This is a genomic window from Shewanella metallivivens (assembly GCF_028750675.1).
Classification (GTDB): domain Bacteria; phylum Pseudomonadota; class Gammaproteobacteria; order Enterobacterales; family Shewanellaceae; genus Shewanella; species Shewanella metallivivens.
This window is the reverse complement of the sequence record NZ_JAQQPZ010000001.1, coordinates 519,897-546,305: the sequence shown is the minus strand read 5'-3', so window position 1 is coordinate 546,305 and position 26,409 is coordinate 519,897. Positions and strand designations below refer to the sequence as shown.

At 42.2% G+C, this 26,409-nt stretch carries 25 protein-coding genes; 8 read left to right on the top strand and 17 right to left on the bottom strand.

What is annotated here, in order from left to right:
• Nucleotides 1–68: 68 nt before the first annotated feature.
• The 4 genes from prc to PQR79_RS02340 form a co-directional block, all read right to left on the bottom strand.
• Nucleotides 69–2,120, bottom strand: a complete 2,052-nt coding sequence (gene prc, locus PQR79_RS02355; RefSeq protein WP_238103551.1) for a carboxy terminal-processing peptidase — start codon at nucleotides 2,118–2,120, stop codon at nucleotides 69–71.
• 21 nt (nucleotides 2,121–2,141) lie between these two features.
• Nucleotides 2,142–2,762 carry an RNA chaperone ProQ gene (gene proQ / locus PQR79_RS02350; protein ID WP_238103550.1) on the bottom strand — a complete coding sequence of 207 codons (621 nt, stop codon included), beginning with the start codon at nucleotides 2,760–2,762 and terminating at the stop codon, nucleotides 2,142–2,144.
• A 274-nt stretch (nucleotides 2,763–3,036) separates the two neighbouring features.
• Complete coding sequence (locus tag PQR79_RS02345; protein WP_238103549.1) at nucleotides 3,037–3,495, bottom strand: GAF domain-containing protein; 459 nt, start codon at nucleotides 3,493–3,495, stop codon at nucleotides 3,037–3,039.
• A 50-nt stretch (nucleotides 3,496–3,545) separates the two neighbouring features.
• Nucleotides 3,546–3,839: a YebG family protein gene (locus PQR79_RS02340; RefSeq protein WP_238103547.1), complete on the bottom strand. Its 294-nt coding sequence runs from the start codon at nucleotides 3,837–3,839 to the stop codon at nucleotides 3,546–3,548.
• A 211-nt stretch (nucleotides 3,840–4,050) separates the two neighbouring features.
• Between PQR79_RS02340 and PQR79_RS02335 the strand changes: the two genes are divergently transcribed.
• The 3 genes from PQR79_RS02335 to PQR79_RS02325 all read left to right on the top strand — a co-directional run bounded on the left by PQR79_RS02335 (nucleotide 4,051) and on the right by PQR79_RS02325 (nucleotide 7,994).
• Complete coding sequence (locus tag PQR79_RS02335; RefSeq protein WP_238104172.1) at nucleotides 4,051–4,680, top strand: paraquat-inducible protein A; 630 nt, start codon at nucleotides 4,051–4,053, stop codon at nucleotides 4,678–4,680.
• Nucleotides 4,681–4,768: 88 nt separating this feature from the next.
• Nucleotides 4,769–5,365 (top strand): paraquat-inducible protein A, encoded by a 597-nt coding sequence (locus tag PQR79_RS02330; protein WP_238104171.1) that lies wholly within the window; start codon nucleotides 4,769–4,771, stop codon nucleotides 5,363–5,365.
• On the top strand, nucleotides 5,352–7,994 hold the full coding sequence (locus PQR79_RS02325) for an MlaD family protein (protein WP_238103544.1): 2,643 nt from the start codon (nucleotides 5,352–5,354) through the stop codon (nucleotides 7,992–7,994). The genes PQR79_RS02330 and PQR79_RS02325 overlap by 14 nt, the downstream gene beginning before the upstream one ends.
• A gap of 382 nt (nucleotides 7,995–8,376) precedes the next feature.
• Here PQR79_RS02325 and PQR79_RS02320 read toward each other — a convergent pair whose 3' ends face one another.
• A complete protein-coding gene (locus PQR79_RS02320) occupies nucleotides 8,377–9,603 on the bottom strand; it encodes a nucleoside recognition domain-containing protein (RefSeq protein WP_238103543.1) in 1,227 nt (408 codons plus the stop codon).
• Nucleotides 9,604–9,724: 121 nt separating this feature from the next.
• Here PQR79_RS02320 and rsmF point away from each other — a divergent pair, with 121 nt between their 5' ends.
• Nucleotides 9,725–11,179: a 16S rRNA (cytosine(1407)-C(5))-methyltransferase RsmF gene (rsmF, locus tag PQR79_RS02315; RefSeq protein WP_238104170.1), complete on the top strand. Its 1,455-nt coding sequence runs from the start codon at nucleotides 9,725–9,727 to the stop codon at nucleotides 11,177–11,179.
• A 269-nt stretch (nucleotides 11,180–11,448) separates the two neighbouring features.
• Here the strand turns inward: rsmF and PQR79_RS02310 are convergent, their stop codons facing one another.
• Genes PQR79_RS02310 through apbC form a run of 9 tightly spaced genes read right to left on the bottom strand, consistent with a single transcriptional unit; the run spans nucleotide 11,449 to nucleotide 18,539 of the window.
• Nucleotides 11,449–12,237: a TatD family hydrolase gene (locus tag PQR79_RS02310; protein WP_238103542.1), complete on the bottom strand. Its 789-nt coding sequence runs from the start codon at nucleotides 12,235–12,237 to the stop codon at nucleotides 11,449–11,451.
• Between the two features lie 55 nt (nucleotides 12,238–12,292).
• Entirely contained in the window at nucleotides 12,293–12,619 is a 327-nt protein-coding gene (locus PQR79_RS02305) for a PilZ domain-containing protein (RefSeq protein ID WP_188916460.1), read from the bottom strand.
• A 46-nt stretch (nucleotides 12,620–12,665) separates the two neighbouring features.
• Nucleotides 12,666–13,664 carry a DNA polymerase III subunit delta' gene (gene holB, locus PQR79_RS02300; RefSeq protein ID WP_438270802.1) on the bottom strand — a complete coding sequence of 333 codons (999 nt, stop codon included), beginning with the start codon at nucleotides 13,662–13,664 and terminating at the stop codon, nucleotides 12,666–12,668.
• A gap of 17 nt (nucleotides 13,665–13,681) precedes the next feature.
• Nucleotides 13,682–14,326 carry a dTMP kinase gene (gene tmk / locus PQR79_RS02295; RefSeq protein WP_238104169.1) on the bottom strand — a complete coding sequence of 215 codons (645 nt, stop codon included), beginning with the start codon at nucleotides 14,324–14,326 and terminating at the stop codon, nucleotides 13,682–13,684.
• A complete protein-coding gene (gene mltG, locus PQR79_RS02290; RefSeq protein ID WP_372940421.1) occupies nucleotides 14,326–15,336 on the bottom strand; it encodes an endolytic transglycosylase MltG in 1,011 nt (336 codons plus the stop codon). The genes tmk and mltG overlap by 1 nt, the downstream gene beginning before the upstream one ends.
• Complete coding sequence (gene pabC / locus PQR79_RS02285; protein ID WP_372940419.1) at nucleotides 15,336–16,163, bottom strand: aminodeoxychorismate lyase; 828 nt, start codon at nucleotides 16,161–16,163, stop codon at nucleotides 15,336–15,338. Before pabC ends, mltG begins: the two co-directional genes overlap by 1 nt.
• 5 nt (nucleotides 16,164–16,168) lie before the next feature.
• Nucleotides 16,169–16,753 carry a dCTP deaminase gene (gene dcd, locus PQR79_RS02280; protein WP_238103538.1) on the bottom strand — a complete coding sequence of 195 codons (585 nt, stop codon included), beginning with the start codon at nucleotides 16,751–16,753 and terminating at the stop codon, nucleotides 16,169–16,171.
• Between the two features lie 22 nt (nucleotides 16,754–16,775).
• On the bottom strand, nucleotides 16,776–17,414 hold the full coding sequence (udk, locus tag PQR79_RS02275; RefSeq protein ID WP_238103537.1) for a uridine kinase: 639 nt from the start codon (nucleotides 17,412–17,414) through the stop codon (nucleotides 16,776–16,778).
• Nucleotides 17,415–17,423: 9 nt separating this feature from the next.
• On the bottom strand, nucleotides 17,424–18,539 hold the full coding sequence (gene apbC / locus PQR79_RS02270) for an iron-sulfur cluster carrier protein ApbC (RefSeq protein WP_238103535.1): 1,116 nt from the start codon (nucleotides 18,537–18,539) through the stop codon (nucleotides 17,424–17,426).
• A 155-nt stretch (nucleotides 18,540–18,694) separates the two neighbouring features.
• Between apbC and metG the strand changes: the two genes are divergently transcribed.
• On the top strand, nucleotides 18,695–20,731 hold the full coding sequence (gene metG / locus PQR79_RS02265) for a methionine--tRNA ligase (RefSeq protein ID WP_238103533.1): 2,037 nt from the start codon (nucleotides 18,695–18,697) through the stop codon (nucleotides 20,729–20,731).
• A gap of 141 nt (nucleotides 20,732–20,872) precedes the next feature.
• On the opposite strand, the gene PQR79_RS02260 is transcribed toward metG, so the two are convergent.
• Nucleotides 20,873–22,825 carry a monovalent cation:proton antiporter-2 (CPA2) family protein gene (locus PQR79_RS02260; protein WP_238103531.1) on the bottom strand — a complete coding sequence of 651 codons (1,953 nt, stop codon included), beginning with the start codon at nucleotides 22,823–22,825 and terminating at the stop codon, nucleotides 20,873–20,875.
• Nucleotides 22,826–22,869: 44 nt separating this feature from the next.
• Entirely contained in the window at nucleotides 22,870–23,622 is a 753-nt protein-coding gene (locus PQR79_RS02255; protein ID WP_274408375.1) for a Nif3-like dinuclear metal center hexameric protein, read from the bottom strand.
• A 341-nt stretch (nucleotides 23,623–23,963) separates the two neighbouring features.
• Here PQR79_RS02255 and PQR79_RS02250 point away from each other — a divergent pair, with 341 nt between their 5' ends.
• Nucleotides 23,964–24,317: a hypothetical protein gene (locus tag PQR79_RS02250; RefSeq protein ID WP_238103529.1), complete on the top strand. Its 354-nt coding sequence runs from the start codon at nucleotides 23,964–23,966 to the stop codon at nucleotides 24,315–24,317.
• Between the two features lie 110 nt (nucleotides 24,318–24,427).
• Here PQR79_RS02250 and PQR79_RS02245 read toward each other — a convergent pair whose 3' ends face one another.
• Nucleotides 24,428–24,916, bottom strand: coding sequence for an outer membrane lipoprotein (locus PQR79_RS02245; protein WP_238103528.1), 489 nt, complete (start codon nucleotides 24,914–24,916; stop codon nucleotides 24,428–24,430).
• Nucleotides 24,917–24,968: 52 nt separating this feature from the next.
• Between PQR79_RS02245 and aat the strand changes: the two genes are divergently transcribed.
• Both aat and PQR79_RS02235 read left to right on the top strand, forming a co-directional pair.
• Nucleotides 24,969–25,676 (top strand): leucyl/phenylalanyl-tRNA--protein transferase, encoded by a 708-nt coding sequence (gene aat, locus PQR79_RS02240; RefSeq protein WP_238103527.1) that lies wholly within the window; start codon nucleotides 24,969–24,971, stop codon nucleotides 25,674–25,676.
• The gene (locus tag PQR79_RS02235; RefSeq protein WP_238103526.1) at nucleotides 25,666–26,385 is read left to right on the top strand and encodes an arginyltransferase; all 720 of its coding nucleotides are present in this window, start codon (nucleotides 25,666–25,668) and stop codon (nucleotides 26,383–26,385) included. Before aat ends, PQR79_RS02235 begins: the two co-directional genes overlap by 11 nt.
• Nucleotides 26,386–26,409 lie beyond the last annotated feature (24 nt).

Genomic DNA, 26,409 nt, shown 5'->3' with positions numbered 1-26,409 from the left:
CATTAAGTCTCTTGATAATGTTAAGAAAAAACGCGCCTTAAGCGCGTTTTTTTGTGTAATGTTACCGTTTACTTAGCTGCAGCTTTCGCCATTTTTTCGGCATCTGCCATATCTAAAGTGATATAGGCTGTTTCATCTAAAAATGCATCAGGTAATTTACTTTCGTCAGTTGTTTCAATGTCATCTAGCGATTTAACCACTTCAAGACCTTCTTGAACGCGGCGAGCATTAGCACGGTCTAGGGCACGTTTATCATCTGACTCACGAGAAGCAATACGCTCACTTTCAACCAAGGAGATAGTCTTGTCTTTGTGATGCTTTTTAAACTCATTAATGTCTTCGTATATATAGCTGAACTCAGTATCAGTACTAATACGCGCTTTGTGTTTGGCATCTAACATACTGATTAAGTTTGGGGTTACGTTACCTAGAGTATTGTATTGCGCCACAGGCACTTTATCCCAAGGTAGCGCATTTTTTTCTTCTGACTCACCATATTCTCCAGGCTCTAAGGCACTCGGGAATCGAACATCAGGTGTCACCCCTTTTAACTGAGTGCTGCCGCCATTTATTCGGTAAAACTTCGCAATCGTATACTGCACATGGCCAATGGGCTTTTCGTACATATCATAAATGCGACCTAGGCTCTTGTGTTGTTGCACAGTACCTTTACCAAAGGTTGATTCACCCACAATTAAGGCACGATCGTAATCTTGCAATGCCGCAGCAAAAATCTCCGAGGCCGAGGCACTATAACGGTCAACCATAACGGTTAATGGACCGGTATAAGCACTCTTGCCGTCATTATCACGGTTTTGATTAACACCGCCATTGGCATCGCGTATTTGTACAACGGGCCCCATATCAATAAACAAACCCGTTAATAATGTTGCTTCGGTTAACGCACCACCGCCATTACCACGAAGGTCGATAATAATTCCTTCAACATTATCTTGTTCAAGCTTAGTAATTTCTTTAGCAACGTCTTGTGACAAATTCATATAAAAACCAGGAATTTGAATCACACCGACTTTACGGTTAGCGTACTGACCTTCTGTTGGCTCAACCACTTTTGAGGTAGCGGCACGGTCTTCTAAACGAATTTTGTCACGCGTGATAGTCACTTCAAAGGTTTTTGCGTTAGCGCCACCCTTTTTAGGCAAAATTTGCAGTACAACTTCACTGCCTTTTGGCCCTTTAATCAAATCAACAACATCATCTAAGCGCCAGCCTATGACATCAACAATATCATTGCCTTTTTGTCCCACACCGATAATTTTATCTTCTGGCGATAACTTTTCGCTGTTAGCCGCGGGGCCACCAGCAACCAAGCTTTTAATCACGGTATAGTCATCATCCATTTGCAATACAGCACCAATGCCTTCGAGGCTTAAGTTCATTTCCATTTGGAAACGTTCTGCATTGCGAGGCGACAAATAACTAGTATGAGGCTCAACGCTACGAGCAAAAGCGTTCATAACACTTTGAAACACATCTTCGCTTTGAGTTTGACTTAAACGCTTAATGGCATTGTTATAGCGTTTTTCTAAAACTTCAACAATTTCAGGCCATTTTTTACCCGTTAGCTTTAAATTTAATGCATCGTACTTAACGCGTTGACGCCACAATTCATTAACTTCGGCTTCATCTTTTGGCCAAGCGGCGTCTTCACGGTCGAACTCATAGGCATCACCGGCTTTGGTAAAATCAAACTCTTTGTCAAGCAATGTTAGTGCATAAGCAAAACGCTCATAACGACGTTTCTGAACTAAATCATACATAGTAAACGCTGGGCTAATATCGCCACTGGTCACCATGTCATCAAATTGATTTTTATACTGATCAAAGCTGGCAATGTCTTCTGCGGTTAGCACATTACGGCGATAGTCTAATTGCTCAAGAAAACGTGAGTAGATTTGCTCTGAGAAGGCATCATCTAGGTTAAAGCGATGATAGTGCGAGCGAGTAAACAATGTGGTTACTCGCTTGCTAGCCACTTTGTGTTGCGGCTCTTGTGCTAGCTTGGGTAACTCGCTGATTTGAATCGTTGGTGATATTGCCCACGCCGAAAAGCCGACAAATAAGCTGGCAATCGACACGGCCAAGGTAAGTTTTCGCATCAACAAGTACTCCTTAAATTTCTATAATAGTATGTGCTCTGCACGTACTTTGATGGTCAAGCCAGTGTCTAACTGAACATGCACATCTTCTTTATTAATGTCGGTAACGACACCCGGAACTGGTGTTGCACCTAATTTAACATTGACTCGTTGCTTTTGTTTTAATTCTTCAAGCTTTGCAGGCTCTAATTTAACAACAGGCGCAGCGACAGGTGCTGGACGTTCTTTTTTCACTGGTGCACGTTTAGGTGCAGCTTTCTTTGCAGGCTTTTTAGCTGCATTTTTAGGCGCCTGTGCTTGACGTTTAGCTTTAGCCTTTTCTTGACTTTCTTTTAACGTCGCTTGAGCGTGATCAATATGTTCTTGTTCTAATTCACCACAATCATTGCCATCAAGATCGATGCGTTGTGCACCGGCTTTAACACCCTTTAGGTAACGCCAGCTACTTGTGTAACGACGTAGTGCAACACGTAATTGTGTCTTACTGACTTTAGAATCATCAGCTAACCGTTCAGCCAAGTCTTGAAATAGACCAATTTTTAATGGTTTAGTTTCACCCTCAGCAATAAAGCATAAAGGAAAGGTTTCATATAAATACGCTAATATTGCGTTGGTATCGGTCAACTTGTCTGTTGATTCCATTTTTACTTCCACGTTAATAAAGGGACTGTTCTGGGCAGAGTATGCCATGCAGTCGTTCATCTTTCGCTAAGCTTTGTATTTAAAGCCTAACGTACAAATTATCACTATCCGCCTGTTTGCTAAAGTCATTGAAACAAACCTTAACAATTTAACCAAACTTGCTATCAGCTTAAATCATCGCTGACAATGAAATCCAGTACAAATGTGTACAGCTGCGTATTATAAAGCTCGCAGCAGCGAATGCGACTATGATTTAGCCTTATTTGTTCGCTATTTAAGCAAATAAGCCAGATTCGAAACTTTTTACCATCATTTCCAGACCAATTTGATCCTCTTCATCAAAACGATTCAATAATGGACTGTCGATGTCTAAAACGGCTACCACTTCTTCGCCCTGGCGAACAGGGATAACGATTTCAGAATTACTGGCCGAATCACAAGCAATGTGGCCATCGAATTCATGTACATCGGCAACGCGTTGGGTCGTATTCAAAGCAGCCGCAGTGCCACAAACCCCTTTGCCGATAGCAATTCGTGTACAAGCGACTTTACCTTGAAACGGGCCTAATACTAATTGCTCACCGCGCTTAATGTAAAATCCTGCCCAATTTAAGTCAGCAAGATTATCATTGAGTAATGCTGAAAAGTTAGCCATTGCCGCAATTAAATCATCCTCGCCTTCAAGTAATGCTTGAGCTTGACGATTTAATGTTTGGTAAAATTCGGTTTTCATTTTCATTCCTTAACACTGACGTTAATTGCTGGCTGAAAGCATTAACGTCGTTATTCTGTTGGAGTATTTTTCGCAGTGGTCTTTTTGACTTTGGCTGCAGGAGGGGTTTTAACCTTTACTGTGCCTTTTAGCAAGTTAGAAAGCTCATCTTTATTGTTTGCCATGTAAAATGCGAGTTGTTCGCACTTATTTTCGTCAAGTTCGATGTCTGCTTGGGCCAAAAAAGGAAGCAGATTGTCGGCAATATCAAGCATCTTATCGTAGGCATCGGCCTCCTTCTTCGATGTGAATGTCATCTTTTCCACCCCTTCTCTAACCACGACAAATTGGGTAATCACTGCCATGATATAATCCTCACTGTTTTTATATACAGTACATAGAATCTCACACATTTAACTTATGATGCAAGTGTTCTGATTATTCTGATATTATCAAGTAACATTGATATTTTGTCAGGTTGTCATTATTGGCAATGATTCAAGAAACCAGATAACAAGGCAGATGTCATTGCCTTCTTTTTACTCAGCGCTTTTGATATGGATTAAACCACTTTTGATGCATGAACTTGATGATCATGATTCAATTATTTTATGCCGTTCCTGTGATTTGGCAGTACGAAAACGTGCGCTTCCTTCTAGTGCTCGAGCGCTCTGTCCTCGTTGTGATACTGCATTATATGATGCACCTTATTGCTCGATAAACGGCATGCTTGCGTTGTGTATTGCCGCACTCATTATTTTTATCCCGGCGAACTTATTACCCGTACTTGAAATTCATTTTTTAGGCAGTATCAGAACCACAACGGTTTTTGAGGCAGCAATTGCGGTGTGGGCACAAGGTTATTGGGTTGTTGGACTGGCTGTGATGGTGGCTGCGGTGATTGCCCCTGCAGTATTGATTTTATCGATATTGACGCAAGTCCTAATTGTTAAATTAAAACTACAACAATCTTTTTGGCAGCGCACCTACACAACCTTACTTAAAAACCAAGGACTGATTGCCCAAATGACCATGTTGGAAATTTATGTGATTAGTTTTTTAGTGTCGGCTTTTCAACTGTCTGATTTCTCAGATGTGTATTTTGGTATGGGTACATTCAGTTTTACGATGTTGTTTGTGATTATTCTATTTTTACAGCGCGAATATAATCTCGAGCATATGTGGAGTTTTGTTGATGAGCACTAAACACACTGCCAAGCAGGTTGTCAATGCAGTACCGCTCCCCTTAAGCCATGATACGGACACGGCACCTGCGCATATCCAGGGAAACCAAATGGGCTTATGCTTGTGTCCTGTGTGTAAGAAACTCAATCTGATCACACACAGTAATTGTCGCCGTTGTTATAGTAAACTAGCCACACGCAATTACGCTAGTGTGCAACAAAGCTGGGCTTTATTGGTCACAGCAACCATATTATTAGTATTGGCGAATGTGTATCCGATTACCCTATTAACTAACCGTGGGGTGGTGACTAACGACACCATTTTTAGCGGTATTAGCCACTTAGTACAAACGGGCATGTTTCCCATCGCCATTATTGTGTTTACCGCCAGTATTTTAGTGCCATGGTTAAAAATATTTGGTCTCGCGACCTATCTGGCGGCGATCAGTTTTAATTTGCCCATATCAAAAAGAAAACTCATGGTAGGTTTTCATGTTATTGAATGGATCGGCCGTTGGTCGATGCTTGATCTATTTGTTATTTCGTTGACGGTTGCCCTTGTCAATATGGGGCAGTTACTTGACGCTAAACCCGCACCTGCTGCGACGGCTTTTGCCTTAGTGATTCTACTGACTCAATTAGCCGCCAAAGTGCTTGATACTCGTTTACTCTGGGACCGCTTGGAAAAAACACATGACACAAATTGAATCACCTAAAGTTGTGAAGAAAAAATTATTCTCGCCAATCTGGTTATTACCCGTGGTCGCGTTGATTTTAGGCGCTTGGCTTGGGGTAAAAAGTATCAAAGAATCTGGTATCGAAATTATGATCCATTTTCCAAGTGCTGCCGGCATCGACATTGGCAAAACGCTCGTGAAATATCAAGGGCTGACCGTAGGTAAGGTGTCTGACATTGGCATTGACGATGATCTCAAAGGTGTCAACGTCAAAGTGATTATGGATTATCGCGCGGACCCTTTTTTAAATAAAAACACCCTATTTTGGTTAGTCAAACCCAAAGCCAGTATTACCGGTGTCGAAGGCTTAGATACCCTTTTCTCTGGTAATTACATCGCAATTCAACCTGGCGAAGGTCGATCGACCACCGAGTTTGAAGCACAGCGTGAGGCCCCTGCCATTTTACCTGGTAGCGAAGGGATTATGGTGGAACTTAAAGCACCTAAACTCGGTTCGATTGATGTTGGATCTCCGGTGTTTTTCCGCCAAGTTCCAGTGGGGAGTGTTGTCAGTTACCGTTTAGATGGTAACAAACAAATTATTATTAGTGCATTCGTTCAAGAACAATACACACACTTAGTGCATAAAGATTCACGCTTTTGGAATGTGTCCGGCTTAAAAATAGACGCTTCGCTAAGTGGTGTTAAAATCAACACAGAAAGTATTGCCTCAATCTTAGCCGGCGGGATCAGCTTTGACAGTGGCTCAGAAACTGAACTGGCAAAAAATGGCGATACTTATCCATTATTTCATGACGAGCAAGCCGCAATCGGTGGGATTAACGTCACCTTAACCGCCGCCAATGCAGATGATATCGATGAAGGTACTGCGCTAGTTTATCGCGGCATAACAATTGGTCAGATTGACAGCAAGCAATTAACTCAAGATGGTGTTCAATTTACAGCTCAAGTCGATCATAAATACAAAGACTTGATCACACCAGACAGCCGTTTTTGGTTAAGTGGGGCTGAACTGTCACTCAAAGCCATGAAAAATGTTGGTCGATTAATTACCGGTAGCGTCATCAGTGTTTTACCCGGCACCCTAAGCGCCACTGAATCAATGCAATTTGAGCTAGCCACGCAAGCGCCGGATTTGCTCACTGCAGACAAATTAGTATTAACCATTGAGGCAAGTACGCATACAGGTGTAAGCAATGGCGCACAAGTACGATATAAACAATTGCCTATTGGTCAAATCGTTAGCGTTAATCTCAGTGAAGACTTTGCTAAGGTAGAATATCAAATCGAAATCTTACCCGAGTTTACCCGTTTAGTGACTCAAGGAAGCTTTTTTGTACCCGAAAGCGCTCTCGCCATTAATGCATCACTTGGTGGTGTGAGTGTCACCACGCGCGATCTTACCACTGTGCTAGAAGGTGCTATCAGTCTAGTGCCCGGTAAAAGTAATAGATTAGTCGCTGCCAATGACCGATTAACCTTACATGAGTCAATTGAAGCAGCAAAAAGCGTGTATGCAAAGCAGCAAATGAGCACGATGACATTAACCAGTATCGATGGTGCTGACTTAGCCGAAGGCTCACCTGTTTACTATAAAAAAATGCAAATTGGCTCCGTGAGCAAAGTCAATTGGCAAGCTGAAGCAGACAAGTTCACTATTGATATCAATATCGAGAAAAAGTTTGCACCTTTAATCAAGCCTAATACCGTATTTTGGCGCAATAATGCCGTGGCTATTAATGCTAGCCTCGCCGGAGTTGATATTGATGTCTCGCCGTTAAAAGGGGCGATAAATGGCAGTATTACTCTTGGGCATTTAGACACAAAATCAGCTAATGTCACCCAAGCAAATTTAAGGCTATATGACAGTCAAAAATTAGCGTTAATGCAGGCAAAAGTCATCGAATTGATTTTACCCGTCAGTGCAAAAATTACTGCAAATGCCGCCATTCGTTATCAAGGCCATCAAGTAGGCGAGATTTCACAAGTCAAACTTAACCCAGCATTGACCACACTTAACGCCAAAGCCTACCTTTATGGCGACTATGCAGAGCGTTTTAGTCGCGATGACAGTGAATTTTTTGTCGTAGAAGCGCAAATCTCGCTTGCTGGGATCCAGGCTCCAGACACATTAATCACTGGGCCGTATATTGGTGTTATCCCTGGTAACAATACTTCCACAACAAATCAATTCACGGCGTTAAATCATGCCCGCCTAGATGCTAACGTCCCTGCCGATGCCGTGAGGTTTCAGCTAGTAGATAGCCAATTAGGGTCAATTAAGGTCGGCACTCCATTGTTTTTCCGTGGTATTAATGTCGGTCAAATTGATGGCTACCAATTAGCTGACAGCGGTATCGATATTACGCTGTATGCTCATGTAAAGGCACAATATCGTCATCTCGTGAATCAGAGCAGTCAATTTTGGGATGCATCAGGGATCAAATTAGATGTTGGGTTATTTTCTGGCGCACAATTAGAAGCCCAGTCGCTTGAAACCATTCTTGCTGGCGGCATCGCTATTGCGACACAAGATGTCACCAATGACACTAATCGTTTAACGGCAAATGACCGTATTAAACTACAACATAAAATGTTAGCCGAATGGACCGAATGGCAACCAGTACAAGCTAGGTAATAATACCAATCCGCATTAGAATTTGCTCTTTTAGCGAAAGTTATCAGTGAGGTATTCGAGGCAGCCTTTTGAGGGCATAGTGCACTACGTTAAGAAAGGCTAACAAAGAAGACCACGCTGATAAATTCGCCCTTCGGGGTTGCATCACAAACCCCATTACGACTTCAAATGACGTTGATGTAGAATGACTACACCTGCAGTCATTTTCATTGTACTGGGACTAGTGACGCAGCCTAAAATAGATCACATTCTAATAAAGGATTGGTATAAATAGCGCGTTCATTAATCAATAAAGGCCGATATCACTATCGGCCTTTCTTTACGTTTAATCCCGCTTCAAAAAAACTGATCCGTATTAAGTGAAATCATTGAGTATTAAGTGCTAACCATAAAACCAATAACACACGCCAATTGCTGCACTGATCCCAGCCGCATCAGCAGCAAGACCACAACTAAGCGCATGACGACCGTTGCGAATACCTACAGAGCCGAAATAAACTGCTAACACATAAAATGTGGTTTCGGTGCTGCCCTGCAATATTGCAGCTAAGCGACCAGCAAATGAATCGACTCCATGATGGTCCATGGTTTCTAGCATCATGGCTCTGGCTCCTGAGCCGCTAAATGGTTTCATCAACGCTGTAGGCATAGCATCAATAAAACGTGTATCCCACCCAAAGCCATTAACAATAGAAGCTAACAATTGTAATGCATAATCTAACGCGCCAGACGCCCGCAACACACCAATTGCAAGCAACATCGCAATCAGATATGGAATTAGCGTTATCGCCTGGTTAAAGCCTTGTTTTGCGCCTTCCACAAATTCATCATAAACGGCAATTTTTCGATAGCCTGCCGCCATAATAAAACTGAAAATTAATATCAATAAAATACCATTACCCAGCACCATAGAGATTTGACCAATCGCTTCAACCGACAAGGTCACTAAATAAGCTACACCAGCCATTAAAGAGCCAATAATTAATCCGGCATAAGCTAAAATAACACTGTTAAACAGCGAAATGCGCTGCACGGTTGCCACCACGAGTAAACCCACAATGGTAGAGGCGCTTGTTGCCAATAAAATAGGTAAAAACACATCTGCAGGATTAGGGGCACCTTGCTGTGCACGATATAAAAATACCGTGACTGGCACCAAAGTGACCGAAGAGGTATTGAGCACTAAAAATAAAATTTGTGCATTTGTTGCTACGGTTTTTATTGGGTTTAAACTTTGCAAATCATGCATGGCTTTTAAGCCTAATGGCGTTGCGGCGTTATCTAGACCTAAAATGTTTGCCGTTAAGTTCATACTGATGCTGCCATAAGCCACATGGCCACGGGGAACCTCTGGCATCAATTTAGACAGCAATGGCTCAAACAAACGGGCAAACAGACTGACAACACCGGCTTTTTCGCCTATCTGCATTAAGCCCATCCATAGCGCTAACACACCAATGAGCCCTAACGAAATGTCTGCGGCTAATTTGGCGCTGGCAAATAATGCCGTGACGGTTTCACTCAATACCTCGTTATTGCCACCAAATAATTGGATGATGATAGCAACGGCAGCCACAATAAAAAATAAAAGCCAGACCCTATTTAGCACACTGAACTCCGACACACAGACGTAATTTTTGCATAATATACAGTATTCATAGGCATTGAGGGGTAACAATTACGTGTTATGATCTGCACAATTCTGCTAAATAAAGTGTAACTTGATTATTATGGTCCAATTAAACCCAAACTTTATCAGCCACATAGAGAAAGAACTGCCGGCTCATTTATCTCTTGATGAGTTTATCTCTATATGTGATAAACCATTACGAAAATCGATAAGGGTCAATACCTTAAAAATATCCAGTGCAGAATTTGCCAATATAATGACCCAAGCGGGTTGGCAATTGCAGCCCATTCCTTGGTGCGCAGATGGCTTTTGGATTGATGGTAAAGATGATGTGCAATTAGGCAATGCCATTGAGCACATACAAGGGTTATTCTATATTCAAGAAGCCAGCTCAATGCTGCCACCTACAGCATTATTTTCTGACAGTGTGAATCCAGAATGTGTGTTAGATGTGGCCTCTGCCCCAGGCTCTAAAACCACTCAAATTGCTGCGTTAATGCAAAATAATGGATTATTGGTTGCTAATGAATATTCAGCCAGCAGAGTCAAAGTATTGCATGCCAATGTGCTGAGAATGGGCGCGAGCCATACCGCCCTAACCCATTTCGATGGCCGCGTATTTGGCGAATATTTGTATGAGTCTTTTGATGCCATTTTATTGGATGCGCCCTGTGGCGGAGAAGGTACGGTTCGTAAAGACCCGCTAGCATTAAAGCATTGGGATATTGAAGATGTTACAGCGATTAGCGAAACGCAAAAAGACTTAATTGAATCGGCATTTTTAGCATTAAAACCAGGCGGGACATTGGTCTACTCAACCTGTACCTTAAGCCAACTAGAAAACCAACACATTTGCCAATTTATACAACAACGTTATCCTGATGCAGTTGAATTTATCTCACTTGAAAACCTATTTGATGGCGCCAATAAAGCCTGCACTAAAGAGGGATTTTTGCATGTTTGGCCACAGATTTACGATAGTGAAGGTTTTTTTGTCGCCAAAATGCGTAAAACGGCTTCGGTTGAACGTTTAAAAAAACAACCTAAACTACAAAAAAACTTCCCTTTTACCATCGCAACTGAGAAGCAGCAGCATGCGTTAAAACACTATTTTGCCGACACATTTGCAATCCATTTACCTCAAGATGACATCATTATGTTTCGCGATGATGAATATTGGTTATTTCCGGCGATGTTTATGCCTTTGATCGGCAAAATGCGCTTCCAACGTATTGGCCTAAAACTCGCTGACACGCTCAAAAAAGGCTATAAAGCCAAGCACGAAGCCATTATTGCGTTATCAACTAAAGCAAGTAATAACCCACGTTGTATCACGTTGTCAGATACCCAAGCACAAGATTATTTAATGGGCCGGGATATTGCGAGTAATACCTTTTCAGCAGCAATGCAGAAGCAACTTACCGACACGGCTCAAGGAGAGATGTTAGTGAGTTATCATAATGTGGTTATCGGTGTGGTAAAACATTTGGGGCATAGACTCAAAAATAATTTACCCCGAGATTTAGTGCGCGATAACGTTAATTTGAGTTTATAAATACACAATAATGCGATTGAGGTCACACTTACTGCGCACCCAAACCGATCCAGATCAAACTATTTTGATTATCTTTTAGGCAAAGCCAATGAACTATGACTATAATTTAGTCACAGTTCATTGAGTATTCGGCATCGACAATTAATTGACTTGTTTCCACAAAAGCAAGTGTATACGTCTGATGCCACACAGTAGCGCAAGGCTCTTAACCGAGCCCTTTCCCTAGGCCCAAAACAATTGGATAGTTTTGGGTCTTTTTTTATCTGCTTTTAACGACCGATTAATGTGGCAGCCTCTTTAAACAGATTAAAGAAGTTATCTGTGGTGTATTGAGCCAGCTCATCAAATTTCTCGCCGCGCAGCTCTGCTACAAATTCAGCAACATCACGCACATAAGCAGGCTGGTTCTCTTGGCCACGATGTGGCACAGGCGCTAAATAAGGCGAATCGGTTTCGACCAGTAATCTGTCTTTTGGCACTTGGCGTATGACGCTACGTAACTCACCGGCATTTTTAAACGTCACAATGCCAGAAACTGAAATGTAAAAACCCAAATCAATCGCTGCTTTGGCCATTTCCCAGTTTTCAGTAAAACAATGTAATACCCCACCCACTTTATCTGCATGGCCAGCTTTAAGCATATTGATGGTATCTTCTCGAGCATCACGCGTATGAACGATTAACGGTTTGTTGACTTCAACCGCGAGTGCAATTTGCTGTTCAAAACACTGTTGTTGCAGTGCTTTGGTGTCATTTGAATAAAAATAATCGAGACCAGTTTCACCAATGGCAACGACCCGAGGATCGGTTGCAAAGCGCTTAATGTCTTCAATGTTTAAGCCTTCTTGTACATCTAATGGGTGCACACCAGATGATAAAAACACATTATTAAACGCTGCAACTTTATCGCGCATGGCTTCAAAACCTTGCTGGCGAACGTTGACACATAATAAATAATCAACGCCTTGTGCTTTAGCGTTGTCCATAATGGTGTGAAGGCTTGCGGTATCAGGAGCCGCTTTTAGGCGGTCTAGGTGGCAATGGGAATCAATTAGCATGGGTAATCTTTCACAACAATGTTAGCAATTAAATCAGATGCGCAAGAATACCTAGCTACATGGTACAGGTCAAATCGCTCGAAGACAGTTCGCTTGATAATAATTTTTCGATATGGTGTTTATGACTTTCTACATCCGTTTTAATTTTAACACCAATTCCCGCCGGACGTCCGCCTGATGCACCTAATGGGTTAATCCATACGACAGTGCCTTGAAACTCATTAGCTTGGGTAGCATTAGGTAAACGATAAGAAATAGTCAATTCTTGACCTAAATAATGACTTTCTGTAGTCGAAATAAATAAGCCTGCCGGTTTAATAAATGGCATGTATGCACGATAAAGCTTATGTATATTATCGTAGTTGACTACAAGATCGACCATAAGTAATTCTTTCTATTCCGTAAAAGAGTTAAAGTTTCGTTTAGCATTATCCGTTTATAATCTGCTTAAACGTGAGGATATATTGTTGGCATAAAGCCTGTGTATTAATGCTTGGCATGGTTTGCAGCTTTTGGCACATCTGCATCACAGTCCCTGCGAATTCAATTAACTTACCTTGCACCAATGGGTTCAATTGTAAAGACGGCTTATCTTGCAACTGCACCTTACTATTACTTTTTAACACATATTGGCGTAAGTACAAATACAAAACATTAAGTGCATCAACAATTTGTTGTTCTGACAATGATAATAAACTGTTGGTTAAATGTCCTTTTTTTAAACTTTGAGCCCAATCTTGTCGGTACGTTAACAATTGTTGGTAATGTTTACTCCGTAAACTCTCGGCCAAAGACAATGGCCCACCGACGACACTTAAACACCAAGTGACATCATGACTTTTACCCTGCTCATTTGCAGCAGGCAACAAATGTTGTTGAGCTAACCATTGCAGGATTTGGTGCTTGTCTGGCGTATTAAAAGCCAGCGTTTGGCAGCGGCTAGTAATAGTCGGAAGCAGTTGTGATGTTCGATTAGTTTGTAAAATCAATACCACGTCATTACCCGGTTCTTCTAACGTTTTAAGTAAAGCATTAGCCGCGGCAATATTAAGTCGCTCTACATCGGTGATCAATGCAACCCTTGCACCACCTTGCTGAGCCGTCTGAGTTAATGATTGGCACAACTGCCTAATTTGATCGACTTTAATTTGATTCCCATCAGGCTTAACAACATGTAGATCAGGATGACTATTGGCACTTAACAATAGACAGCTTTTACATTGGCCGCAGGCGCCAACGGGAGTCAATTGTTCACACAACACCGTTTCAGCACAAGCTTTAGCCAAAATCATCCCGCCTAAAGCATTGTCGACATTAATCAAATGAGCATGACTGTTTTTTCCGCGATAATGCACATCCACAAAACGTTGGTGCGCATCGGCTAACCAAGGGAGTTGTGCTAATTGATAATCGCTCATGTCAATAATGTCCTTTAGCGCGAGAGCTAAGCTTTGTGGTGCAACATAGGTAAACTTTGTTGCAATTGCATGCGAATATCTTGATGCACTTTATCTATCGGTTGACTCGCATCAATGACAACAATACTGTCATCTTGTGCTGCCAACTGTAAATAAGTTTGTCTGGCCCGTTCAAAAAACGCAATGGCTTGCTGCTCAATCCTATCTAATTCACCGCGGTTAGCTGCACGAGTAAGTCCAAGCTTTGGGTCAATATCTAAATACAGGGTAAAGTCAGGTTTAAAACGACCAAGACATGCATCGCTTACCGCTTTAACTAACGGCATTAACCCTCGGCCGCCGCCTTGATAAGCGAGAGATGATAGGTTATGACGGTCACCTAACACCCACTGTCCCTTAGCAAGTGCCGGTTTAATCACGTTAGCAATGAGTTGCGTTCGAGCGGCATAAATAAGTAAACATTCAGCCTCATCGCAAAGCGGGTCAGTTTCGTCTGCAATTTTGACCAAATCACGCATTTTTTCGGCCAATGGTGTACCACCAGGCTCACGAGTACACACCGGTGCTTGACCGGTATGTTGTTGTATTAAATCATTAACAAGTGCAACAGCACTGGATTTCCCAGCGCCCTCTAGCCCTTCAATAACGATAAATTTTCCTACTTGGCTCATCATTTTCTTTTTCTCTGAAATTCGTTTACCGCTTTGTTATGCGCTTTTAATGTCGATGAAAATACGTGGCTACCGTCATTACGCGACACAAAATATAAATAATTAACTTTCGCTGGGTTTGCTGCGGCAAATAACGATGCACGACTCGGTGCTGCTATCGGGGTTGGCGGTAGCCCATCTATTTTGTAGGTATTAAATGCCGTCGCTTCACGCAAGTCTTTACGCGTAATGTTGCCTTTATAGCGCTCGCCCATACCATAAATCACTGTCGGGTCAGTTTGTAAACGCATCCCCTTTTTAAGGCGATTGTTAAAGACCGCTGACACCCAATCGCGTTCTTCTGGCTTGCCGGTTTCTTTTTCAATAATGGATGCAATAATCAACAATTCATAAGGTGAGCTTAATGCCAAATCTTCATCACGCCCGGCCCATGCTTGCTTGAGACTCATTTGCATCATGTCAAAACTGCGTTGCAACACCGTTTGAACGTTATCACCGGCATGATAGTGAAATGTTTCAGGATAAAACTTACCCTCAGGTAAACCCGAACTGTCACCATTTGCCAATAACACCTGGTTAAAGTCGTCATTACCGACAATTAAATGCTCACTTTTTGCTAATGCTTGTTGCCACTCTTTAATTGATTTCCCTTCAATTAGGGTGACACTAAATACCGCCTCTTGGCCTAATCGAAAACGCTGAAACACGCTCTCGAGAGTGTCACCTGGGATAAGTTGATAATAGCCAGTTTTTATTTGTGCTAGTTTAGGCTCCAATTTAACCAAATACTTAACTTTCCAACTGTCTGTTATCAACGAAAGTTGTTCTAATTGTTGTGCTAGTTTGATAATAGAAGTTCCGGCCTCAACATTGAATGCTTGGACTTGCTCGAGCTTTAAAGGTTGTTTTTGAAAAGCGATTAAGTTACTAGCAAACCAGTAGCCACCAAGGCAAACAAGAGCAAATAGTGGAATTAAACTTGCCAATAATCGTGTTGTTATTGTTTTAATCATGATGGTAAATTTACACTCAAAATGTGCCTGAATCGCGACGTGTGCGTCCAACGGCTAAATTGACATTGATCAATGGTGTGTACATCAACCACACCAAATAAACTGTTTGTAATAACGATATGTTCAGCCGCAGTAATATCTCCATAACGCATCGGTTTAACCATCACCTCAAAGCCATCTTGAAGCAATGCATCGATAAATTGTTCGCGCATCACCCCACTGACCCCTGCATGTGTTATTGCTGGAGTCACTACCTTGCCATTAATAATCGCAAAGATATTTGCCATTGATGATTCTATCACCCAACCATCTGTATCACATACCAGCCAATCTTGGGTCTTGGCTACCAAGGATTGTGACTTAATTAGGACTTGTTCCAATCGGTTAAGGTGTTTCATGCCTGCCAGTAACGGTTGGCGAGCAAGTGTAATGGGCGATAATGCGAGTGCAATCCCTTGTTGCTGCCATTGATAATAATGCTCAGGAATAGCAGTAACACTGACGATTTCATTGATTTGGGGTTGTGCTGGCGCTTGATAGCCACGCCCACCCTCACCACGAGTAAGGAGTAATTTAATACAATGTTGAGGGTATTGTGTTGCTAAAGACAAGAGCTGACTGACTAATGCATCGCTTGCTTGCCAATGCATTCCTAATCGCAAACAACTTTGTTGCAAGCGCGACAGGTGATTGTCAATAAACAAAACCGCCGCAGTCTGATTAGCCGACGCAGTACGCATTGTTGCAAACACGCCATCACCGTATGCCAATCCGCGGTCAAAAGGACTGACAGTGCTATTCGCTACTTGGTTAACCCACACCATTGCCATTATTTGTCCTGGCTGATCCGGCTAGCTACAGCGTCTTGCTGATCTTTGTACTTGGCGTTTTTGCGAGTGTTGTAGGGTCGCGCAACGGGTGAACTTAAACGCTCAAAGTTAAGTGCGCCAATTGTCATACCAGGGCGAAGTGCTAGCGGCAATTTACCACTGTTGTATATCTCTAATACAATTTTACCTTGCCAACCGGGATCGATTCGATGCGCAGTCACGTGAACCATCAAGCCTAAACGAGCCAAAGATGAGCGTCCATCTAACCAACCTACAATATCTGGCGGTAAGGTGACACTTTCAAAAGTTATCGCCAGCGCTAATTCACCTGGGTGGAGAAAAAAAGCGTTATTATCGGTAATATCGATTTTATCACTCATCACACGATCAAGTGCCAACTGCATTTCTGCACTTGGGCCACTTAAATCAATGTAAGGTGCAGTATGATCTTCGAAGACTCGAAATTGGCTGCCTAAACGGACATCAACACTGACTCCCGATATAGCATCAATGCAAGGGCGTGGCTCGATAATAATCGAGCCATTATCTAAACACTGTTCAATTTCAATATCTGTTAAACGCATACTGCACTTTCTCCCTGAAAGGCTATTTGGCCAATAAGTGCTGTATTCTGGCCTTTAAAATATCAGTGGCGATACGGTTTTTACCGCCACGAGGCACTATAATGTCAGCATATTGTTTAGAAGGTTCAATGAACTGTAAAAACATTGGGCGCACGGTTTTTTTATATTGCGAAATGACCGACTCCATGGTTCTTCCACGTTCTGCAACGTCACGGGTTAAACGGCGAAGGAAACAAATATCCAGTGGAGTGTCCATAAACACCGTCGCATCCATTAAATCACGTAATTTAGGATCGGTTAATAATAAGATCCCTTCTAAAATAATGACTTTTTTAGGTTGCATGACAAGTGTTTCACTGGTCCGAGTATGCTCAGTGTAGCTATAACAAGGAATATGAACAGCTTCACCTTGTTTAAGTTGGGTTAGATGAGTCGCTAATAGCTGATGGTCTAACGCTTTCGGATGGTCATAATTTGTTTTAACGCGTTCATCCATGGTCATATGACTTTGATCACGGTAGTAGGCATCTTCATTAATAACACCAATTTGATTTGTGCCTAAATCACTACACAATTCTTCAAAAATGGTTTTGGCAATTAAACTTTTACCTGAAGCCGATGCACCGGCGATCCCAATTATGACACACTGCTGAGAATTCATCTCTTAACCTTATTCGTCGTCTGATATGCTAATGTTTACGGTTGATGTCACTTGTTGAAGTGCTAATTCTGCCCCTAATTTACGAGCAATTTCGCGATATATCCCTGACACTTCACTTTCTGGCTCACTGATCACACTTGGAGCGCCGTTATCCATAGATTCACGAATATTAATATGCAGTGGTAATGCACCTAATAATGGCACATTGTACCTTTGGGCTATTTGGCTGCCGCCATGAGTCCCAAATGGGTGTTCTTTATGGCCGCATTCTGGGCATAAATGAAAACTCATATTTTCAATAATACCCAATACCGGAATGTTCACTTTACTGAACATAGTGATACCCTTTTTCGCATCCGCTAAGGCGATGTCTTGTGGAGTTGTTACAATCACGGCACCGCTTACAGGGACTTTTTGCGATAAGGTAAGTTGAATGTCACCGGTTCCAGGTGGCATATCGATAATTAAATAATCAAGCTCAGGCCATTGAGTTTCATTTAAAAGCTGAGCTAATGCTCCAGCAGCCATAGGTCCTCGCCATACAGCAGCTTCATCACCGCTAAGCATAAAACCAATTGACTGGGCTGAAATACCGTGGGCAGATGCTGCCGTCATGTGCTTGCCGTCTGGCGATTGCGGGCGAAAATTAGGGATCCCCAACATTAGCGGAATCGAAGGTCCGTAAATGTCGGCATCTAAAATGCCCACTTCTGCGCCTTCAGCTTTTAACGCTAATGCAAGATTAACAGCCGTAGTTGATTTACCCACACCACCTTTACCAGAGGCAACGGCAATCACTTGCTTAACGTTTGGAATAGGAGGAATGGCAGGCAGGGCTGAATAAACACGAGGTTGGAAATCGATTTCACATTCAACTTCGTCAATGGCATCTAATACCGCTAAACGATTGGTTATCGCCATAACAGTATCACGATATTGCGTCATACAGGGATAAGGATAAACGAGACCTAATTGTAAACGTTTACCCGATATTGCCAGCGAACTAACACACTCGGCTGACACTAAGCCTTTTTTCAGATAAGGATCAACAAAGGCCTCTAAAATATCTAAAACAGGTGATAGTAATTCATCACTTAATTGATAATTTGTATGCGTTTTAATCAAAACCGCAGCTCCAAACGTGAAATTTTTACAAGTGTATCAGAACTTAGTAAAAAAATAGCGATTAATACGCTTTTTAAGTCATGTTTTGATGAAAAATTTAAGTCAATCGGTTAGGATTGGAGCATATTTTGAGTGTAATTTGATATAGAGATAACATGACAACATCACAGCGAAAAATACTGGTCACAAGTGCCCTACCTTACGCTAACGGTCCAATCCATTTGGGTCACATGCTTGAATATATCCAAACGGATATTTGGTCTCGTTTCCAAAAGTTACGTGGTCATGAATGCCACTACATTTGTGCAGATGATGCTCACGGCACGCCGATTATGCTCAAAGCTCAGCAAATGGGGATCACACCTGAAGAAATGATTGCTCAAGTGCAAAAAGAGCATCAACAAGATTTCGCTGACTTCAATATCCAATTTGATAATTTTCACAGCACCCATAGCGATGAAAACCGTGTATTAGCCAACGACATCTATTTAAAGTTACGTGATGCGGGTTACATTAAAACCAAAACCATCTCACAACTTTACGACCCTGAAAAAAACATGTTTTTGCCAGACCGTTTTGTTAAAGGCACCTGCCCAAAGTGTAAGTCTGAAGATCAATACGGCGACAACTGCGATAACTGCGGTGCAACTTACAGCACGACAGATTTAATTAATCCTAAATCAGCGGTTTCAGGTGCCACACCGGTAATGAAAGACACTGAACATTTCTTTTTTGACCTACCTGCATTTGAAGGCATGTTGAAAGAGTGGATCCAATCGGGTTCATTACAGCAAGAAATGGCCAATAAACTGGGTGAATGGTTTGAGCAAGGCCTACAACAATGGGACATCTCGCGAGATGCCCCATATTTTGGTTTTGAGATCCCTGATGCGCCGGGCAAATTCTTTTATGTATGGTTAGACGCACCTATTGGTTACATGGGTTCATTTAAGAACTTATGTGATAAACGTGACGACCTAAACTTTGATGATTTTTGGGGTATCGATTCTACCGCAGAAGTGTATCATTTCATCGGTAAAGACATTGTTTACTTCCATAGCCTATTTTGGCCTGCCATGTTAGATGGTGCGGGTATTCGTAAACCTACCAGTGTTTATGCCCATGGCTATGTCACGGTAAACGGTTCAAAAATGTCTAAATCTAAAGGCACGTTTATTAAGGCGCGTACTTATCTTGATAATTTAGATCCTGAATATTTGCGTTATTACTATGCAGCTAAATTAAATAGCCGTATTGATGACTTAGATTTAAACCTTGAAGACTTTGCCCAACGCGTTAACTCAGATTTAGTGGGTAAACTCGTTAATCTTGCGTCACGCACGGCAGGGTTTATCAGTAAACGTTTTGACGGCAAGCTGGCCAAAGTCGCTGACACCAGCCTGACAGAAGCTTTTCTTGCAAAAAGCGAAACCATTGCAGAGTTTTACGAAACCCGCGAGTTTGGCAAAGCCATGCGTGAAATTATGGCATTAGCCGACATCGCAAACGGTTATGTCGCTGACGCCGCGCCGTGGCAATTAGTAAAACAAGATGACAAGCAAGAAGAAGCGCATCAAGTGTGCAGTAATGCACTTAACTTGTTCCGTATTTTGGTCACCTACCTTAAACCTGTGTTGCCAAAACTTGCTCAAGATGTAGAAGGCTTTCTGCAGCTCACACTAACATGGGATAATCTAGCGCAAGACTTATCTGGCCATGAAATTGCGCCGTTTAAAGCCTTAATGCAACGTATCGACATGAAAAATGTTGAAGCCATTATCGAAGCGTCAAAAGAGAACTTACAAGCAACGCAAGCACCAGCGCCTAAGCAAGCGGTTGATCAATTAGCGCAAGACCCCATTAGCCCAGAAATCACTTTCGATGATTTTGCTAAAATTGATTTGCGTATTGCACGGATCAGCAAAGCTGAACACATCGAAAAAGCCAATAAGTTATTGCGCCTTGAACTTGATTTAGGTGGTAAAACCAAACAAGTGTTTGCGGGGATAAAATCTGCCTACGCGCCTGAAGACTTGGAAGGTAAATTAACGGTGATGGTTGCCAACCTTGCCCCTCGCACCATGAAGTTTGGTGACTCTGAAGGTATGGTATTAGCCGCAGGACCTGGCGGTAAAGACCTGTTTATTTTAGAGCCCCATGAAGGCGCGCAACCGGGTATGCGAGTCAAATAGACCACATATTGGTGTTGTTACAGCCCGTATAAAAAAGACCGCCTCGGCGGTCTTTTTTATCATATCTGACATAAGGTGACGATTTAAACCAATCTGCATGTGCATTGAGAATGCTTCCTGCATTTTTTGATTAAAGCGTCGCTATGTAGGCATGGTATTACTGTTGCTTGTGACGGCCTCATCTTGAGCAGAATCAACATCAGCGCTGTTCTCTGGCGCTAAACGGTCTTCAACATCATCTTGATGCGCCGCATTATCTTCTTCCATAGCTTGCTTTAAACGCTCCTCGTACAACATAAATAGTTTAATAAAGTCATTGCTAAAACGCTCTCCTGCTGACTCTTTTAACCAAAAGTTATACAGCCGGTTTGATGCCTCTTTTTCTATGCGTTTATAGGTGGCTTTGCGCCGCATAACGTAATCGTCGTTGTACCCAAGCAATTGCAAAGACGATACGCTCAATTCTAACGCAGAATGGTGTGTTTCAGACTCAACCACATCAGCCCCGGCCTCTTTAAGTAAGTGTCCATGCCCTCTATCGAACGCTCTGGCCACTATTTTGAGTTTAGGGTAACTGTGGTGTAAATATTTAACTAACTCTACACTGCTCTCACGGTTATCGATGGCCACTACAAACAAAGACGCCTCGTCAATGCCTGCCGTTTTCAGTAAATCTGGGCGTGTTGCATCTCCATAATACGCTTTAGTGTTGATCCGTCTTATGGTATCAACTTGTGATACCTGATAATCCAGTACCACTGTTTTAATATTATTAGACACTAAAAACCGATTCACCACCTGGCCAAAGCGGCCAATACCGGCAATAATAACCGTGCCTTGATCATCAATATTGTCTTGCTCTCGCTGATTGGTTTTAATTTGAAAACGCGGATAAATCACTTTATCAAACAAGATAAACAGCCCAGGCGTTAAAAACATCGACAACGCAACGACTATCGATAAGGTTTGCGCTAAATCAGTTGGGATAACATGCTGCTGCACACTAAAACTGAGTAGCACAAAACCAAACTCACCGGCTTGCGCGAGACTGAGGGTAAACAACCAACGATCACTGCCTTTAATCCTGAATATTAAGGCTAATAAATACAGTACAAACGCTTTTATAAACATCACACCCAAGGTGATTAACATGATTTCGCCAAAACTTGCGAACAACACCGCAAAATCAATCCCTGCGCCTACCGTGATAAAAAACAGCCCTAATAACAGTCCTTTAAATGGGCCGATATTGGCTTCTAATTCATGTTTAAACTCACTGTTGGCCAACACCACGCCAGCTAAGAATGTCCCTAAAGCCGGAGAGATCCCCACTAAACTCATTAACGCCGCGATACCAATCACCAGCATTAATGCTGCTGCGGTTGATATTTCGCGAGCGCCCGACTCAGCGACCATTTTAAATAAGGGCCGACTCAAGTAATGTCCGCCTAACACCACAATACCAATCGCCACTATCAGTACAATGGCATAAGCCCAACCCGGTAATGATGCCACTAGGCTTAATTGTTCATGTTGCTCACTCAAGCGACTGGCAGCAACTTGGGCTTTTTCGACTAGTTCAGGTAAAGCCAATAACGGAATAAACGCCAACATTGGGATAACCGCAATATCCTGGAACAATAACACTGAAAAAGCATTTTTACCGGCATGGGTTTTGTTAAGGCGCTTCTCTGACAAGGTTTGCAATACGATTGCTGTCGACGATAACGAAAATATTAATCCAATGGTGAGAGCTATACTGGTTTGATAACCGGCGTAAATGGCACAGGCCATGACCGCAAGCACCGAGCCAGCGACTTGCAAACCTCCAAGGCCTAAAAGCCGATTTCGCATTGCCCAAAGCATTTTGGGTTCAAGCTCTAAACCGACTAAAAACAACATCATTACCACACCAAACTCAGCAAAGTGTTGAATAGTATTGGTTTCACTGCCCACAAGCCCAACAATAGGGCCAATGACCACACCAGCAATCAAATAACCTAATACTGATCCCAGCCCCAATTTATTGGCTAACGGAACAGCTATCACTGCCGCGGTGAGGTAAATAAAAGCCTGTAAAAAATATTCCGTCATTAACGTTCCTTAATCACCCAACACGACGACTCGACGTAGCCAAGTTACACCGGATTGACAATATCGATAAAGTGATGAGTCAAATCAAATTTACTGGCAAGGTGTTGACCAAGCGCCTTAATCCCAAATTGCTCGGTGGCATGATGGCCTGCAGCAAAGTAATGTATCCCTTGCTCCATGGCAGCATGATAAGTGCGCTCAGACACTTCACCGCTAATAAAGGCATCAACGCCCATTTGTGCCGCTTGATCGATATAATCTTGTGCACCGCCAGTACACCATGCAATGGTTGAAATGAGCTTACTATTATCACCAATATGCAGAGGTTCACGCTTAAGGACATTATTGAGTAATTGGCTAAACTCAGTTGCAGTAACAGGATGCTCAAGGTGACCGTGCCACAATAAGTCTTGCGCTACGGATTCACACACACGCGGACTTAAAATCCCCAGTTGATAAGCTAACTGAGCATTATTACCAATGCCATTGTGGGCATCTAAGGGTAAATGATAACCAAACAAGCTAATGTCGTGGTCCATTAAGGCTTTAATTCGGCGATATTTCATGCCGGTGATCACTTCAGGTTCATTTTTCCAAAAAAAACCATGATGTACCAAAATGGCATCAGCATTGACAGCAATGGCTTGTTCTATTAATGCCTGACAAGCCGTAACCCCAGTGACTATGGTACGAATTTGGGCTTTACCCTCAACTTGCAATCCATTTGGAGCATAGTCTTTAAACGCTGAAACATTCAAAAAGGTATTCAAATACGCCGTGAGATCTTGTCGAGAGATGACGGACTTTCCTTGCTGATGTGTTGACATAATATTCCTAAAAGTATTGTGAAACTGAACGGGTCCACTTGATTGAGTGTGACCAAAAATAATGGGGGTGATGACTTTACTGGGCGATTAACCCTCATGGTAAAAATCATGTCGAGTTAACGCCGCTATGCGATGACATACAGTTTAACTCAAGCCCGAATATTTCAACAATAGCAGTGAAATATGTCGATAAAAACGACTTTATGAGTGATAAACCAACAATTTTAGCAGTCAATTGGACTTTTGTAGTGTTAACACTTTAAAATTCATTACAACCTTCATTTAACATGATAACAAATAGGTTATTAACTATGACAACATTGACTAAAGAAGAGGTCATCAGCCAACTGCAAATGGCACTTGAAAAACAATCAGGCAAAGCGGTGTCGATTAAGCAAGCTGGCAGCTGGTATAAAATCGACGGTGGTAAATCGGTACGTTTTAGCGAACTTGAAACCATGCATGGCGAGTTGTGTGCAGCAAGACCAGCCTCTGAAGTAAAAGCCTCTAGCGTAAAAACTGTGGTTAAAGCGGACATTAAACCTGCTAAGACGCAACCCAGCAAAAAAGCCACTGCGACATCTGGTGGGTTAACGCCTAAACAATTATGGCGTCAAAAGCTTGAAAACACCGTTGGCAGCCAAACCTTACCGCGAGGATTCTAATTTAATACGGCTTATTCGTATAAAATAAATTAGCATCAACACAAAAGGAGCCTAGGCTCCTTTTATGTTATTGATTCTTTTTTTAATCGATTGTTGTCAGATTAATCGAGTTACATGGCTAAATCGACTCGGACATAACCTTTTAAATATACCACTCGTACTTCATCACCAGCGCTAAAGCTCATGCCAGGGTCGAGATCTTGAATCACCATCACTTGGCTGCCATCTTCTTGCGTTATCATTAACTCAATCAGTTTATTTTCAAGATAATAGGCCGATTGTCCATGCTGACTGCCTAAACCGCCACCAATAAGTGCGCCAAGCACCGTAGCCACATCCCGTCCTGAACCACTACCAAATTGATGACCAATCACACCACCGATTAGGGCTCCACCAAATGTTTTCCAACCGCTGCGGCTATCTTCCACTAATTGCTTTTCAGTCACATGTCGTACCGACTCAATGTTACCATACAACACTTTTTCAACCGGCACAGCTTGGTTACGCTCATAAGCGGCTTGTGCTGGCCCACAAAACAAGCAAAATGTCAGTAATAACGCAAAAAAACTCTTTCCGGTGACGGTTATGATTTTAAACATCGCTATTTTCCGCTAAGTTAACGATAAGGTATGCCAATTAATATACTCAATTGTGAACTCACTGTCTTATTTAAATCGGTCTATCGGCTTCCCGCCGCCAGAACATGCACTCACCGATCCCAATGGCTTACTTGCCATTGGGGGAGACTTGCAACCTCAACGCTTACTGAAAGCATATTATGAGGGTATTTTTCCGTGGTTTAATGCCAGCGACCCTATTTTATGGTGGTCGCCAGATCCTCGTGCCGTGTTTTTTCCGACTCATCCTTTTGGCAGCAAAAGCCTAAAAAAGTTCCTTAAAAAATCGAGCTGGCGGTATACCATTAATTATGCTTTTTTAGAGGTTGTTGCGGGTTGTGCAGCCCCACGCAGCGCACAAGATGGCACTTGGATTTCTGCTGAAATTCAAATGGCTTATTACGAGTTACATTTACAGGGCAAAGCCCATTCGATAGAAGTCTGGAATGGAGAGCACCTTGTGGGCGGCTTATATGGCATTGCAGTGGGTGCAGTATTTTGTGGTGAATCAATGTTTCATCGACAAACCAATGCATCAAAAGCCGCTTTTGCTATACTTAATCAACATGTGGTGCAGCATGGTTTTAAACTCATTGATGCTCAAGTAATGAACCCTCATTTAATCAATTTGGGCGCCAAAGCGCTACCAAGACAAGATTTTTTAACCTTACTTCACCGTTATCGAGACCAATCAATATCGCCATCGATATGGAACAAACAAGAGGTCTTAATTGAATTCTAAATCTGTCAGTGTCGGAATAAGCCAACCATTTGATTGCAACTATATTGAAGGCAATAAAGAGCAGTTACTCGTTATCCAAGAGCCGCATATTGACGGGGCTTTATTTGAACAATTGCTGGCAATGGGCTTTCGCCGTAATGGCAATGCAATCTATAAACCGCGCTGTCCGAGTTGCCAAGCGTGCCAATCGATACGCCTTAATGTTCACGATTTCGTGTTGTCTAAACGCCAAAAAAGAACTTTAAAGAATAATCAGGATTTACATTGGAAAGTCAATTATCAGACACGTCCTGAACATTTTGAACTTTATCAACGCTATATAAATGAACGTCACAATGATGGTCCTATGTATCCGGCATCTCAGAGCCAATATGATGATTTTTTATTGTCTGATTGGCTACCGCCAATGTTTATTGAAGTGTTTGATAAGGACCGACTGATTGGCGTGGCCGTCACTGATAATATGGTCCACAGTTTTTCTGCTATCTACAGCTATTTTGATCCTGACTATGCAGACCGCTCGTTAGGGTCACTAATGATATTGATACAATGCCAATTAGCGAAGTCAATGGGCAAGCGTTTTCTGTATTTAGGCTATCAAATTGATCAAAATCGAAAAATGCGTTACAAGCGTCAATATCGACCTTATCAAATATTAACACCACAAGGTTGGCAAATTGATGAACAACTTGAACCTCTTTCTTGCTAACGCCCTTTACAGTTAAGCGAATTT